The organism is Stanieria cyanosphaera PCC 7437, assembly GCF_000317575.1.
Taxonomy (GTDB): Bacteria; Cyanobacteriota; Cyanobacteriia; order Cyanobacteriales; family Xenococcaceae; genus Stanieria; species Stanieria cyanosphaera.
Map to the genome: position 1 here is coordinate 2,964,826 of NC_019748.1, position 13,522 is coordinate 2,978,347.

13 protein-coding genes and 1 pseudogene are annotated in these 13,522 nt (G+C 34.2%); 3 read left to right on the forward strand and 11 right to left on the reverse strand.

Features of this window, described 5'->3' with window-relative positions; translation table 11 throughout:
* Window positions 1-252: 252 nt before the first annotated feature.
* The 5 genes from STA7437_RS12890 to miaE form a co-directional block, all read right to left on the reverse strand.
* Complete coding sequence (locus tag STA7437_RS12890; RefSeq protein ID WP_015193830.1) at window positions 253-1,338, reverse strand: hypothetical protein; 1,086 nt, start codon at window positions 1,336-1,338, stop codon at window positions 253-255.
* 153 nt (window positions 1,339-1,491) lie between these two features.
* Window positions 1,492-2,364: an inositol monophosphatase family protein gene (locus STA7437_RS12895; protein WP_015193831.1), complete on the reverse strand. Its 873-nt coding sequence runs from the start codon at window positions 2,362-2,364 to the stop codon at window positions 1,492-1,494.
* A gap of 220 nt (window positions 2,365-2,584) precedes the next feature.
* The gene (locus tag STA7437_RS12900; RefSeq protein ID WP_015193832.1) at window positions 2,585-3,163 is read right to left on the reverse strand and encodes a rhomboid family intramembrane serine protease; all 579 of its coding nucleotides are present in this window, start codon (window positions 3,161-3,163) and stop codon (window positions 2,585-2,587) included.
* 99 nt (window positions 3,164-3,262) lie between these two features.
* Entirely contained in the window at window positions 3,263-3,754 is a 492-nt protein-coding gene (locus STA7437_RS12905; protein WP_015193833.1) for a GNAT family N-acetyltransferase, read from the reverse strand.
* A gap of 161 nt (window positions 3,755-3,915) precedes the next feature.
* Window positions 3,916-4,509, reverse strand: coding sequence for a tRNA-(ms[2]io[6]A)-hydroxylase (miaE, locus tag STA7437_RS12910; protein ID WP_015193834.1), 594 nt, complete (start codon window positions 4,507-4,509; stop codon window positions 3,916-3,918).
* A 241-nt stretch (window positions 4,510-4,750) separates the two neighbouring features.
* On the opposite strand from miaE, the gene STA7437_RS12915 reads away from it, so the two are divergent.
* Window positions 4,751-5,500, forward strand: coding sequence for a metallophosphoesterase family protein (locus tag STA7437_RS12915; RefSeq protein WP_015193835.1), 750 nt, complete (start codon window positions 4,751-4,753; stop codon window positions 5,498-5,500).
* A gap of 162 nt (window positions 5,501-5,662) precedes the next feature.
* Here STA7437_RS12915 and STA7437_RS12920 read toward each other — a convergent pair whose 3' ends face one another.
* From STA7437_RS12920 to STA7437_RS12930, 3 genes are all read right to left on the reverse strand, one after another.
* Complete coding sequence (locus STA7437_RS12920; RefSeq protein ID WP_150109151.1) at window positions 5,663-5,941, reverse strand: 4a-hydroxytetrahydrobiopterin dehydratase; 279 nt, start codon at window positions 5,939-5,941, stop codon at window positions 5,663-5,665.
* Window positions 5,942-6,200: 259 nt separating this feature from the next.
* Window positions 6,201-6,845, reverse strand: coding sequence for an HD domain-containing protein (locus STA7437_RS12925; RefSeq protein WP_015193837.1), 645 nt, complete (start codon window positions 6,843-6,845; stop codon window positions 6,201-6,203).
* The gene (locus tag STA7437_RS12930; RefSeq protein WP_015193838.1) at window positions 6,842-8,272 is read right to left on the reverse strand and encodes a protein adenylyltransferase SelO; all 1,431 of its coding nucleotides are present in this window, start codon (window positions 8,270-8,272) and stop codon (window positions 6,842-6,844) included. The genes STA7437_RS12925 and STA7437_RS12930 overlap by 4 nt, the downstream gene beginning before the upstream one ends.
* A gap of 317 nt (window positions 8,273-8,589) precedes the next feature.
* Between STA7437_RS12930 and glmS the strand changes: the two genes are divergently transcribed.
* The gene (glmS, locus tag STA7437_RS12935; protein ID WP_015193839.1) at window positions 8,590-10,476 is read left to right on the forward strand and encodes a glutamine--fructose-6-phosphate transaminase (isomerizing); all 1,887 of its coding nucleotides are present in this window, start codon (window positions 8,590-8,592) and stop codon (window positions 10,474-10,476) included.
* Here glmS and STA7437_RS26205 read toward each other — a convergent pair.
* Together STA7437_RS26205 and STA7437_RS25860 are read right to left on the reverse strand one after the other, a co-directional pair.
* A complete protein-coding gene (locus tag STA7437_RS26205) occupies window positions 10,450-10,674 on the reverse strand; it encodes a hypothetical protein (protein WP_150109067.1) in 225 nt (74 codons plus the stop codon). The genes glmS and STA7437_RS26205 overlap by 27 nt on opposite strands.
* Window positions 10,675-10,754: 80 nt before the next feature.
* Complete coding sequence (locus STA7437_RS25860; protein ID WP_150109068.1) at window positions 10,755-10,985, reverse strand: hypothetical protein; 231 nt, start codon at window positions 10,983-10,985, stop codon at window positions 10,755-10,757.
* Here STA7437_RS25860 and STA7437_RS27855 point away from each other — a divergent pair.
* Window positions 10,972-11,179 (forward strand): annotated as a pseudogene (locus tag STA7437_RS27855) (IS701 family transposase); the annotation flags it as partial. The gene STA7437_RS25860 and the pseudogene STA7437_RS27855 overlap by 14 nt on opposite strands.
* Window positions 11,180-11,223: 44 nt before the next feature.
* On the opposite strand, the gene STA7437_RS12940 reads toward STA7437_RS27855, so the two are convergent.
* A complete protein-coding gene (locus tag STA7437_RS12940) occupies window positions 11,224-13,380 on the reverse strand; it encodes an FHA domain-containing protein (RefSeq protein ID WP_015193840.1) in 2,157 nt (718 codons plus the stop codon).
* Window positions 13,381-13,522: the final 142 nt, after the last annotated feature.

Below are 13,522 nucleotides of genomic sequence, written 5' to 3' on the forward strand. Positions count from 1 at the left end.
GGGTGTAAGGTTTAGAGAATTTCTAAATGTGCAGTTTAAATGAATATAGCGGTTCTCAGATTAATGAGATACAGTTCATTTCCCTGGTTGAGCGTTAATAGTTGATAGTTGAGACCTACGGTAGTGCGCTTCGCTTATGTTAATTATTAATCCCTCATAATTAGTAATTAGTAATTAGTAATTACTAATTACTAATTAGTAACTGGTAATGGTATACCTCACCAAGAGCGAGAAAGGCTATAACAGCTTATTTTATATAATCACACTATCTGTAGAGTCTACATAAAAACCAACTCCACCAATTCCCTCTTGACGATATTGAGGTAAATTATCGAGTACAAAGTCTCTTTCTACTGTTGAAGGTGTATAGAAATGAACATCTAAGTTGGTATTGTAAAAACGGTAAACAGGGGTTGTCCCATCCACAGCAGTATCATAAGCATAATAAGCTGTATCTTCAAAACGGTAGATTGAACCAAGGTTGTCAATAATTGAATTTTTTTCTACCTCAGAAACAGTATATAAATGCACTCCAGTATTTTTGTTATAAAAACGATAAACTGACTTTGCACCTGTTAAAGGATCTCTGTCATCATCCGAGGCAATAGACTTATAAGAAGCACCTTCATAACGGTATTGTGGTAAGTTTTCCAAAACAGAATCTCTTTCTACATCAGAAGCGGTATAGAAATGTACTCCTAAATTGGTGTTGTAAAAGCGATGGACAAGTAAATTTTGAGAATCTGGAATTCGATCAGTTTCAAGAGCTTTTCCTCTATTAATAATTTTTTTATTAATAGAATTAAATTCTTCTAATGTACTAGAAATATTTACATTAAATTCTTCACCATTAGGTAAAGTTATCGTTTTACTGGAAGTAAAATTTCCTACATATTTACCACTATTTTGAACAGCTTTGACAAATTGATCGTAAGAAAGAGTTTGATCTTCTAATTGAAACTGTTCTATTTTATTTTCAAGACTTTTCCAATCGGGAATAATAACAAGTTGTTCATTAAATGTATCAAATAACAATAAAGTATGATTAAAATATTCAAGAACAAAAGTATCTTGGTTATTAAAACTTATTCCATCAGCTTTTAAAACATCATTATTAGAATTACTTCCATCTAAAACAACTATACCCTGATTACTATTAACAACATATTGATCGTTGCCTGAACCACCAACAAAAACTGCATCATCCCCTTGTGCATCAATACTATATCCAGGGGTAAGTGTATCATTACCTTGTAATCCATAAACTATTTCTTTTTTAAAACCTAATAGTGAATCGTTTTGGATTGTTCCTATTTTTTCAGAATAACCTGGAATCATATTTGACAATGCTTATTAAATGTTTATATTACAAGTTTATTTTGAAAAATATTGATTGTAAAGATTGAAAAACTTTGCGGACGTGGATACACCTCGCGCTTGAGTTAGATCGCTTGATTGATAAATCATCATTTGATTCAACGAAGCATGATTTTAGCTTCTGATTGATTGTTGACTTGCTTCGAGTAAATCTTGATGCACTAATTCTGAAGTAGCTATTAATAATCCAGGTAAACTATAGTCTTGACAAGCAGATAAAGGTGGTAAAGAAGAACCATCTAAAGTAGTTACAATACAACCAGCTTCTCTAGCCAAAAATGACAAAGCTCCGCCATCAATAAATTTTCCTCTTCTAATTGCTAATCCTGTAATTTCATTAGCTAAAATCCCATTGACATTAGGAATTTTTATTTCGGTAGAGTAATCATTTTCTACTTCAATTACTTGATATTTTTGGGTTAATACTGGTTTGAGGAAACTCATTCCCCATCCCAATAAAATAACAGGTTTAGGATGATTAATTATCAAGGGAGTGCAAGCTTCTAGATCTTTATCTAAATTGCCTTGATATGTACCTTCTCCACGTAGAGCATAATAATAAGTATGTTGAGCAGGAGAAATAGCAATTACTGCTTCAAAATCATCAGCATTAAGAATACTTAGAATGATTTGATAATTATTATGTCCATCAAGATAAAATTTAGTACCATCTATCGGGTCGAGAGTAACTAAATAATCTCCTGAAGAACCTAAATCTGTTGCTCGAAAATATTTAGTATTGCGAGATTGTTCGTATTCTTCTCCATGAAAACGAAGCTCAGGAAAAGTTCCTAATAAAACAACTTCTATTAAGGTTTGAATCGAAATATCTGCATCAGTTAAGGCAGCAGAAAAAAAATTATTTCCTAATCCTTTATCGGGTAAAGCTTTAATCTTGGACTGAATTTGGTTTGCATAACCAGCAGCTACCTTAAGATGCGGAAATAAAGTTTTGAGAATTTGACGAGGAGAAGGATGAGAAGCCATTGAAGTAAAAAAGATAATTGAATTTAAACTTAAGCTTCTATAGTTAAGAAAGCTATAAATCAAATTAAAATTTAGAAAAGCCTTGTCTTGAACAATAGTGAACGGTTGAAATTAAAAAGCTCAAAAGATAAAAATAACTGTCAATTATTAACTATGAACAATTAACAACTAACTAAGTATTTATTGTCTTTTATTCAAATGCCAAACACTAAATAAATTATTATTCATAGTATTTCTTTTCTTTAGCAATTAACCAAGCTGCGATCGCACCACCAACAAAACCAAATAAATGTCCTTGCCACGAAATTCCGATTCTAGAGGGTAAAACACCCCATAGCAAACCGCCATAAAGAAAGAAAACAACAATAGACAAAACAATTGATGGCAAGTTCTTTTGGAAATAACCGCGTAGTAATAAAAAGCCTAAATAACCATAAATTAAGAGACTAGCACCAATATGAATTGAACCTGGTGCGCCAAACAACCATACTCCTAATCCTCCTACTAACATTGTCGCGATCGAAACTATATAAAAATCACTAGTTTCTTGAAGCATAGTTAACCATCCCAAGGTTAGAAAAGGGATCGTATTAGCTATTAAATGGCTAAAACCTCCGTGAAGAAAAGGAGCAAACAAAATACCTCGTAAACCAATAATATTATGAGGTTGAATGCCAAATCTATCTAATTTTCCGCGAAATACAAAAAAATCTAAAATTTCTATCAGCCAAAAAAGAGCTACCCATACTAATAAAGTTTTGAACTCGCGGACAGTAGATTTTTTTTGGTAGCTAGTCATGATTTTTTAGAGTTGTATCGTGCAATGATAGTATATTTTACAGTAGCAATTTTAGTCAGCCTGTTTGTATCTAGGGGTTAAGTTTGCTTTCGTTATAATTTAATCTTTTAAATTATTTAATCTTTTGACATAAACCCGATCGCATCGAGCGGTTTCTACGCCTGTTGCTGGTTGATAGCCACTTTTTTCATACAAGTTTACTGCTTCTTGCAAAACCGAAGCCGTCTCTACCCAAATTTCTTTAAAATTAGCAAGGGCGATCGCTTTTTCTAACTCTTGTAGTAAATATTTACCTAATCCCTTTCTTCTTACTGAAGGTAATAAATACATTTTGCGAATTTCTACGGCTCGTTCACCTCTGGTAATGGGATAATAAGCTCCAGTACCAACTATTTGATTTGCTTGTTCTACTACCCAAAATTCTCCACCTTTTTCTAAATAAGCAGTTTCGATTTGTATAACATCTTTATCTGCCTCTTCAGGTTGCCAGGGTAAACCATATTCGATCAAAACCTGCCTAATAACTGCTGCTACTACTTCTCTGTCTTTTGGTTGCCAATTTCTAATTAAAAATTCATAATATTTCTTCATGGCTTTGATCAATTTAATAACTGCAAGTTTAAACCTTACTGAGAAATAAAGATAAGCCAATCATTGATCTTTGTTCCCAATCTCAATCAATCAATTGCATTAAAATGTTGATAACTGATAACTGATAACTGGTCACTGGTCACTGGTCACTGGTCACTGTCTCAGCTGTGTATTCTTGGTTCTGGATATAAATTGGCTAAAATTTCACTTTCAACACTAGATAACTCATCTAAACGCTGTTGAACTGCGTTTGTTTCACAATATTCATTAGCTAATAACCAATAAATCCCATAGTGACGAGCTTCTGATGCCATCAAACTTCGATAAAATTTAGCTAAGTCTGGTTCTGGACAATATTCCCCTAAAAGTCCTAATCTTTCGTGAGAACGAGCTTCAATTAAAGCCGAAACTAATAAACAATCCAACAAACGATCTGGTTCTTGATGGCGAATTTGCGCTTTCAACTTAGCACCATAAGGAGGAGAGTTTAGAGGTGCTAAAGCAATTCCTCGCCGGTCTAACCACTGATTTACCTGCTCAAAATGCTCTAATTCTTCCTTGGCGATCGCGGTTAATTGCCGAACTAATTTATGAAAAGAAGGATAGCGAAACATCATATTAATTGCTACTCCGGCAGCTTTCCTTTCACAATGAGAATGATCGAGTAGAATTGTATCTAAATTCGCGATCGCGAGTTTAAGCCAAGATGAATCAGTTGGCTGTTTTAAGATTTTAATCTTAGCTACTATAGACAAATTAAACCTCTACTTCTCACCAGTTATTTTTGTAGGTATTTAATTGAGCGGAATGTCAAGACGTATTTAATTATTCTTTATATAATATGATGTAGTTGAAATCAGGAAAAAATATTTAAAATACCGCCTAATCATCCCAAAATTGGGAATCCTAAGTTAATAGGTTAATAGTCTAGTCTTATCATTAAAGGTCTGGAAAGTTCAAGATAATTATTGATATTTTAGGTAGTTAAAAATTAATATGCCCAATCAACGCCGAATCATAATAGGAGATGTACACGGTCACTACGATGCCTTAATCGCCTTATTAGATGCAATTGCGCCAAATAGTGAGGATCAAGTTTATTTTTTGGGAGATTTAATCGACCGAGGCCCAAAAAGTGCAGATGTCGTCGATTTTGTGATCCGCAACCAGTACCAATGTTTACGAGGCAATCATGAAGAAATGTTACTAGATGTGGTTGGTAGTGGACAAGTTTCGATTGAATTTTACCAAGGATGGCTCTATAGTGGCGGTCATGCTACTGTAACGAGTTACGATAGTAAAATCCCTCAAGACCACATTGATTGGATCAAGACTTTACCTCTTTATCTCGATCTCGGAGACATTTGGTTAGTTCATGCAGGAGTTTGTCCTAGACTTGCTTTAGAAGAACAAAATTCCGAACAGTTTTGTTGGATCAGAGAAGAATTTCACGGCAGCAACGAACCTTACTTCAAAGATAAACTAATTATCACTGGTCATACGATTACCTTTACCTTACCAGGAGTTCAACCAGGACAAATAGCTGCCGGTGCAGGTTGGTTAGATATTGAAACTGGTGCTTATCATCAAAATAGTGGCTGGCTAACTGCCTTAGATGTTGATAGTGGCAAAGTTTATCAAATTAATACCCAAAATAACTGTTTACGAACAATGCCTTTAAAAAGAGCGATCGCTAATGTTGATCCTACTCAAATTACACCAAGAAAAGTACGTCGAAGAGCATAAAACAGTTATCAGTGATCACTTACCAGTGATCAGTTATGAATTATGAATGATGAAGGATGAATAATCAACAATTAACTATGAACCTAAGCGAAGCGCACTACCGTAGGTCTCAACAAAAACCAGTGTTTTGACCAGATTTTATTACAGTCGAGAAACGCTATCTTATTCAGCTAATTGAGTAATTTGTTGAGCTAAATCAAAATCTTTTTGAGTAATGCCCCCCGCGTCGTGGGTAGTCAGGTTTACAGTAACTTTGTTATAAGAAATACTAAGATCGGGATGGTGTCCTGCTGCTTCGGCAGGTTCAACTAACTTATTCACAAATGCGATCGCGTCAACAAAGTCTTTGAATTTAAAAGTACGAGTAATTTTTTTTCCGTCAGTAGTCCAACCTGATAAACTTTGGATTTGTTGGTTAATTTCGGTTTGGTTCATTAACATTGTTTCTGCGTTTGCTTTGACAATTTTAATATTATTGAATAAAAGTAAAGTAACTCCAAAAGCTACTAAGAATTTTAAGATTTTCTGAGACAGTAGAAACATTAGTAAACAAGCTCATTGAAATTTTTTAGTTAATTAATTATCCTGCCATAATTTTTTGATTCTTAAAAATATTTTTTCAAATAAGGAAGTTTTGATAATTTATTTTTCAAAAACTGTTTAATAAAAATTAGTTAAAAAAAAATAAAAAAAAAAATATTTAATTTTTAATCTTATTTATTGCAAAAAATTCTTGTTGTAAATTAAATCGAGCTTGACTTTCTAATCGATTAAAAAAATATTCTGTATGATAAACTCTGGTTCGGGCTAAAAAACTTGCTAAAACTTTTTTTCTTCCAAAACAATAATCTGCTTGAGGAAGCCAAGAATATTCTTGACGAATTGCTTGACTATAAATTTGATATTCAGTTTGACTAGCACCAAGAATTGATAAATCTGCATCTAAAAAAATTTGACTGTCATAATCTTCAAAATTTGTCTGATGGGTTTGAGTCTTTAAAATTAATTGTTTAACTGATTGAATAATACAATCATCTATTTTTAAATGAGTTAAAACTTGTTCAGCATAAACTGCACTTTTTTCTTCGTTAATTTGCGCTTGTGAATCATAAATCACATCATGAAACCAAATAGCCAATTCAATGACTGAAAAATTCTTTGCTTCATCTTTCATTAAATTAGCTACAGTTAATAATTGTTCGATATGTTGAAGATTGTGATAATATCTTGTCGAATTAGAATAAGCAGTAACTAAATCATTAAAGATTGGTTCAGCTAAAAATAAATCTACCTTTAAACTTTGAAGTAAATTATCCCAATTATCCTTGAGTTTTTCTAACTTCATTCCTTAGCTTGAATTTTAGCAATTAAATCATAAAAAGGTTGCCAATTATCTTCCTCAACAATTGGTTGCCAAATTGATTCTATAACAGGACGAAGTAAAACTGTTTTAAGATTATAAAAATTAAGGCGATCGCAAATCAAGTCCATTTCTTCTGGTGGTAATAAATTTAAACAACCATGGTACAATTTACGCCAATAATCGCTCACTTCTTGAGATACACGAGCAAAAAAATTATTTTCTAGAATTAAAGAACTATCTTCACGCCAACCATAATTAAAACCTGCTGCTAACTCAGCAAAAAAAGCATGATAACCAATATCAGTATTTCTGAGTAATTTAATCGTTGCTTCTAATAATTCTGCTGCTGCCAAACTTGATAAGTTTTGGAAACCTAACTTATTAAGCATTAACTGATTATAGGTAGAAGAATAACAATCTTCAAATTGAGCCAAACCAGCCTCTAAATCAGACTTAGCAATGATCATCCCTAAAGGTAATTGCAACAGTTCCAAATTTAACTTACAAATAAAAGGCTGATTCCCATAACTATAGCGTCCACCGTAGTCAAAATAAGCTGCCGTAAAATAAGGATTATAAGTAGGGATAAAAGCATAAGGACCATAATCAAAACTTTCCCCAGTAATCGACATATTATCCGTATTAAGTACCCCATGACAGAAACCTGCGGCCATCCATTGGGCTGCTAATTGGGCAACTCTTTCGACTAATTCGGCATAAAACTTAGCGTATTTATCTTCTGTGTTGGCAATATGAGGATAATAAATTTCAATCACATGATCCAATAACTTCTGAATCAAATCAGGTCGTTGAAGATAATGTAGCCTTTCAAACGTACCAAACCGAATGTGGGAAAGGCTAAAACGCACCATCACCGAGGAACGAGTAGGAGAAGGTTCATCTCCTCGCCAAAGTGCTTCTCCAGTTTCGATCATACTCAGACAACGAGAAGTTTTAACTCCTAATTGATGCAAAGCTTCTGCTGCTAACACTTCTCTAACACCACCTTTAAGGGTTAATCTCCCATCAGCAGTACGAGAATAAGGAGTTCTTCCTGATCCTTTAGTACCAAAATCATACAGTTCTCCATCTGTTCCTCTAACTTGCCCGTAAAGAAACCCTCTTCCATCTCCTAAAAAGGGATTATATTCGCCAAATTGATAGCCATGATAACGTAAGGCTAAAAAAGGTTGTATTCCAAGGAATTTACCAAAAGCTTCAATAAAATGCTCATCTTTAACCGATTTAGCTCCTAACCCGAGCAATGGAAGTAAAGAGTCATTGCGAAAACGAAGAATATGTTGAGGAAATTCGGCTGCTGCCACTTTATCGTAGTAATCATCGCCCAAATTTTCCAAAACTGGCTGATACTCAAGACTGAGAAAAGGGTTGAAGCTAGTTGAAGTCATCAATAAAATACATGAACTAAATACATTTTAGCTCAGTGAGCGAGAAGCCTTACGCCTAGGCGATAGCCAGGCGTTAAGACGCAGTAATAGAGGACGCAAGAAATCTACTACGGTGCTGTCTGTTGGATAGGAAGCTCACGCTTACCCGAAGGGAAGCGTTGAGTACTTCACATATATGCTTATAATTTTAATCAATTAGGATTGCGATCGCTTACTATTAAAAATAAATAAACAAATATTTAAAGAGTCGCAGAATTTGGGAAATTTACGTTACAAATGATAACTATTAAAATCGCGTCTGACTGGTAACTAAAATTATGTGTGGAATAGTCGGGTATATAGGAACTCAAGCAGCAACAGAAATTTTAATCTCTGGTTTGGAAAGATTAGAATATCGGGGTTATGATTCGGCAGGAGTGGCAACAGTTTTAGAAGGAAAAATTAACTGTGTTCGCGCCAAAGGTAAATTATATAATCTACGGGAAAAAGTAGAAAGAGAGCATAACCCGGCCCAAATTGGCATCGGACATACTCGTTGGGCAACTCATGGGAAACCAGAAGAACATAATGCTCATCCTCATATGGATGCAGCGATGGGTGTAGCGGTAGTTCAAAATGGCATCATTGAAAATTATCGCGAGTTAAAAGAAGAATTAATTAGTAAAGGCTACGAATTTAAGTCAGAAACTGATACAGAAGTTATTCCTCACTTAATTGCTGATTGTTTAACCAATTCCCAGCATTCTTTACTCGATGCAGTTAGACAGATTATTCCCCGTTTGGAAGGAGCATTTGCGATCGCGGTTATTAGTGCCGATCATCCCTATGAATTAGTTGTAGCACGTCAACAAGCTCCCTTAATCCTCGGTTTCGGACAAGGGGAATTTTTCTGTGCTTCTGATATTACTGCTTTAGTTCCCCATACTCATACAGTTCTCAGTTTAGATAATGGGGAAATGGCAAGATTATCTCCTTTAGGTGTAGAGATTTATAATTTTGCAGGCGATCGCTTAAACAAATTTCCTCGTACCCTGGATTGGAATCTGGTTCAAGTAGAAAAGCAGGGATTCCGCCACTATATGCTCAAAGAAATTTACGAGCAACCTGGAGTAGTACGAACTGCTTTAGAAGCTTATTTCAATCCAAACTGGCACGCCCAAGATAATCCCGATTTTAGTCCTGTAACTCTTAGTTTATCACCCCGACTTTACGAAGATTTAGAACATATTCAAATTCTTGCTTGTGGTACGAGTTGGCACGCTAGTTTGATTGGTAAGTATTTGTTAGAACAATTGGCGGGAATTCCCACCACCGTAGATTACGCATCCGAATTTCGCTATGCTCCCAAACCCATTATTGGCAATACTTTAACTATTGGTGTTACCCAGTCAGGAGAAACTGCTGATACCATTGCTGCCTTGGAAACAGAAAAAGAGCGACGTGCTAACCTCGAACCTAAATTACAAGCACGATTATTAGGTATTACCAACCGTCCCGAAAGTACCATCGCTCAATTAGTCGATCAAATTATCAATACTCAAGCTGGGATTGAAATTGGCGTAGCAGCAACCAAAACCTTTGTCGCTCAAGTAATGAGCTTTTATTTCCTGGCTCTAGATTTAGCTTTTCGTCGCAAAACTTTACCTCTAGAGCAAATAGAACAAATTATTACTGGATTACATCAAATTCCCACTCAAATAGAAAAAACTTTAGAAAGTCAAGCTAATTACATCGAAGAATTGGCACACGAATTTACCAAAGAAACCGAAGACTTTATCTTTATCGGCAGAGGAATTAACTTCCCCATTGCCTTAGAAGGAGCATTAAAACTCAAAGAAATCAGCTACATCCATGCAGAAGGTTATCCTGCTGGCGAAATGAAACATGGTCCCATCGCCTTACTTGATACCAAAGTTCCTGTAGTCGCGATCGCAATGCCTGGTAGTGTATATGATAAGGTACTTTCCAATGCCCAGGAAGCTAAAGCTAGAGATGCTAGATTAATTGGCGTAACATCAGCGATGAATGCACAAGAAGCTGCTGCAACTTTCGATGATGTATTAACTGTACCTGAAGTTGAGGAATTGATCTCGCCGATTTTGGCAGTTGTGCCTTTGCAGCTATTGGCTTATCACATTGCAGCAATTAAAGGGTTAGATGTCGATCAGCCAAGGAATTTAGCGAAAAGTGTTACTGTTGAGTAAGTACAATAGTTCTATGCAGGATTTGTAGAGTAATAAAAAAGTTGGAAACTTTGGCAGGATAGTAGTACGTTTACTATCCTCTAACGAAGTTATCTGCTGTAATCCTATTCGATGCTCATCTTCGGCCCAAGTTTCTACCGTTGATTCAGGATATTGTCGTTTAACGTGTGCTGCGGTCTGCGCCAGTTTTTTTTCCACTGTTGCCTCATGTCGGGGTCGCTATCAACATGAGCAGGTCTTGGTCTTCGACGAACGTATTTTAGTCCTTTGAGATAATCCTATCCTCTTTGAGGTGCGATCGCGAGTCCTAATAACTCACTCATCCAAACTGCTAATGAGTGTTCCTGTCCATAATCCCCTATCAGCTGGTGGTGTTTGAAGGGTTTGCCATAATAAAGCTTGTTGTCGCCCCCACATCTCTTCTCATGTATATTATGGGTAATCAAACGGATTAGATAGAAGTTGAACATGATCCGATTAGGGCGATCGCGCTCCATGAAAGAAACCACTCCCGCAGCTATGCCTCCTTGTTTCGATAGATAGTGTCAAAAGTTTGATGATTTGCTCTTAAATAAAGCCCAAAAAAGAAAGTTTAGGCACACTGCACGAAGGATTATTGGGGAAAAGTGAGCGAAAAAATGTGTCTCAAATGGCTAAAGATGCGGTAGCAATCACATACTATAAATTATTTTATTACTCTACATTTAGAAATATTTAGAAAAGCAGCTTAACTTTACGTTTATCAACCTATAAACGCTTAAGCTTTTTAAATTCACATAACTCATTTTTTAGAACTTCTTGTTCTCCTTTGTGTTGTTCTATATTATTTTTAATTTGATTTTGTTTCTTTTCTAGCTCTAAAATGTGTTGATTATACTTATCTTTTGTTATTTCTAAAGCATCATTAATTTTCCTATCTTCTGATTCTAAAGCCAGATTAAAATCTTGGATAATTTTATCTACTAGATTTTTAACAAAGGATTGATAGTAACCAGATAAATCTTTTTTTAGTTTTTCACTTGCCTCCTCCATCATTAAATTATTATCTTGATTATAAGCATTAATTAACAAAAATATAATCCCAAAAACTACCAAACCAAATATCCATGGAAATTGTTTAAAGAAATTAGAAATTTGACTCATAAGCTGACTTTTTCCAGCTTGAATACCAATAAAAGAAAGTAATAAAGTTACCATCATCATGGTTTGCATTACTTGACTTCTTAACTGCTTCATAACGTAAGCACCTAAAGAAATTTGCTTATAACGAACTTCACAAGAAATTCCCGCAAAGGAAATCATAAAATTTCCTTTAATATTTAGAATTTGCGGAGAAGAAAAAGGTGACTCTTTTAGTAAAGAAGGAATAACATCGACATTAGTATATGACCGCTGTAGCAATCCATATAAACCATCTTTACCATAAACATGACAAATTCTATCCCATTCGTCCGTAGCCCACTGCCCTACTGAAAAAGTACAAAAATCAATTAGATTTTGATTGACATCTTGCGATTCTTGTTTATTTTTATTAGCAAGTTGAAGATATTTATGTCCATGTTTTGTAAAAATGATTGGATTTAAATCATCAACAAAGTTTTGAATTTTATAAATAATACTTTCTTTACGAAATCCATCTAAGAAAGCCACTTTTGATTGAGTTAAATCTAGTTTGGCTTGTTTAAAAAATGTATCTTTATCTTCGTTGATAAGACTAATTGCTTTTTTAGTTATCTCTTTAAAACTAACTTGGTTTAATTTTTCTAACTCTTGTCTTTCTTGAGCAATTTTTTCTGCAAGTTCTTCTTGTTGATGCTGAACGACTCTTTCTACGGGTTCTAAAAGATTGATAAACTTAATACTAAGTCTTTGGGCTAATAAATTTTCTGGTTGGCGTTTAACTATATTTTCTAAAGTTTTTAAAAAAGTATCTTGCTTTTTTTGTAAAGAAGAGTCTAATCCTTTTTTTTCATTTTCTTGATAATAAGGCTTAAGGCAAAGATGAATTAACTCAAAACCTGAATTAGAAGCTTGATTTTTTAAATAACTTTCAAGATTACCTAAATTAGTCTCTGCACTTAATACTTCTTCCTTAGCATCAGGCAGATCGATAATTAGAAATTGTTTAGCTATTAAGGTACGATCAAGATTTTTGACAAACTCTTTTTCTTTAGTAATAAGAGGTTTTCTAGAATCAATAACTAAACAAAAAAGATCGCAATCCACAACTTCCCAGTAAGCATGATTGATATTAGTATCTGGTGTGAAAATTTGAACTTCAAAAAGTAATTCGGCAATCCCTTGACTGGGTTTGGGATATCCTAAAGTAATTGTGTCCCCTGGCTGCAATGTTTGACACCCCTGTATGCGTTCTGAATTAACAAAAGTTCCATTGGTAGTATTGAGATCGCAAATTTCCCAGAGTTCAGAATTGGGATCGTTTTGTACGGGTTTAATGGTAGCATGATGCCAAGAAATTCCTTGATATATTTTTCCATCTAAACTAATTGAACACTCAGGATTTCTGCCAATTAATTCTTCTTTACCAAAAGAAAGTTCATAGCATCGCTGCATATCGGTAGAATTATTTTGTCGATGTTGAAGTTTAAGATTAGTAAATCTTTGAAGTTCTATTTTTTTAGGCAGTTCAGGAAGAGGATCGAACTTGAGATTATATGATTCTAGAAGTGATTCCTGAGTATTAATAAGATCGAATAAAGCTTGAGCTAATAACAAATTTTGACTGACAATTTGGATAGTTAATTTTTTTTGCTGTAAGTGAGTATTTAGCTTTTCTACGTCTCTAACTATTGCTTCACATTTTTGATTATCTTCAGATTTCTTTTTTAAAAGTATTTGAAAAATTTCGAGAGCTTGTCCTAGTTTGTCTGCTTTGGGTGCCATAGATAATCAATTTAAAAATCAACAAAATTGTTGAACTAAATTATTTCTGAAATACCAAAAATTTTTCATCACAATAACACAGGTTATAGAAATTGGAAAAGTAATCAGTTAAATATTTTTAAGTTTTATTTAACAATTATGA

Bases quoted from the DNA above. Each gene is read 5' to 3' on its own strand.
- STA7437_RS12890 (WP_015193830.1), bottom strand. From the start codon at position 1,338: ATGATTCCAGGTTATTCTGAAAAAATAGGAACAATCCAAAACGATTCA.
- STA7437_RS12895 (WP_015193831.1), bottom strand. From the start codon at position 2,364: ATGGCTTCTCATCCTTCTCCTCGTCAAATTCTCAAAACTTTATTTCCG.
- STA7437_RS12900 (WP_015193832.1), bottom strand. From the start codon at position 3,163: ATGACTAGCTACCAAAAAAAATCTACTGTCCGCGAGTTCAAAACTTTA.
- STA7437_RS12905 (WP_015193833.1), bottom strand. From the start codon at position 3,754: ATGAAGAAATATTATGAATTTTTAATTAGAAATTGGCAACCAAAAGAC.
- STA7437_RS12915 (WP_015193835.1), top strand. From the start codon at position 4,751: ATGCCCAATCAACGCCGAATCATAATAGGAGATGTACACGGTCACTAC.
- STA7437_RS12920 (WP_150109151.1), bottom strand. From the start codon at position 5,941: ATGTTAATGAACCAAACCGAAATTAACCAACAAATCCAAAGTTTATCA.
- STA7437_RS12925 (WP_015193837.1), bottom strand. From the start codon at position 6,845: ATGAAGTTAGAAAAACTCAAGGATAATTGGGATAATTTACTTCAAAGT.
- STA7437_RS12930 (WP_015193838.1), bottom strand. From the start codon at position 8,272: ATGACTTCAACTAGCTTCAACCCTTTTCTCAGTCTTGAGTATCAGCCA.
- glmS (WP_015193839.1), top strand. From the start codon at position 8,590: ATGTGTGGAATAGTCGGGTATATAGGAACTCAAGCAGCAACAGAAATT.
- STA7437_RS12940 (WP_015193840.1), bottom strand. From the start codon at position 13,380: ATGGCACCCAAAGCAGACAAACTAGGACAAGCTCTCGAAATTTTTCAA.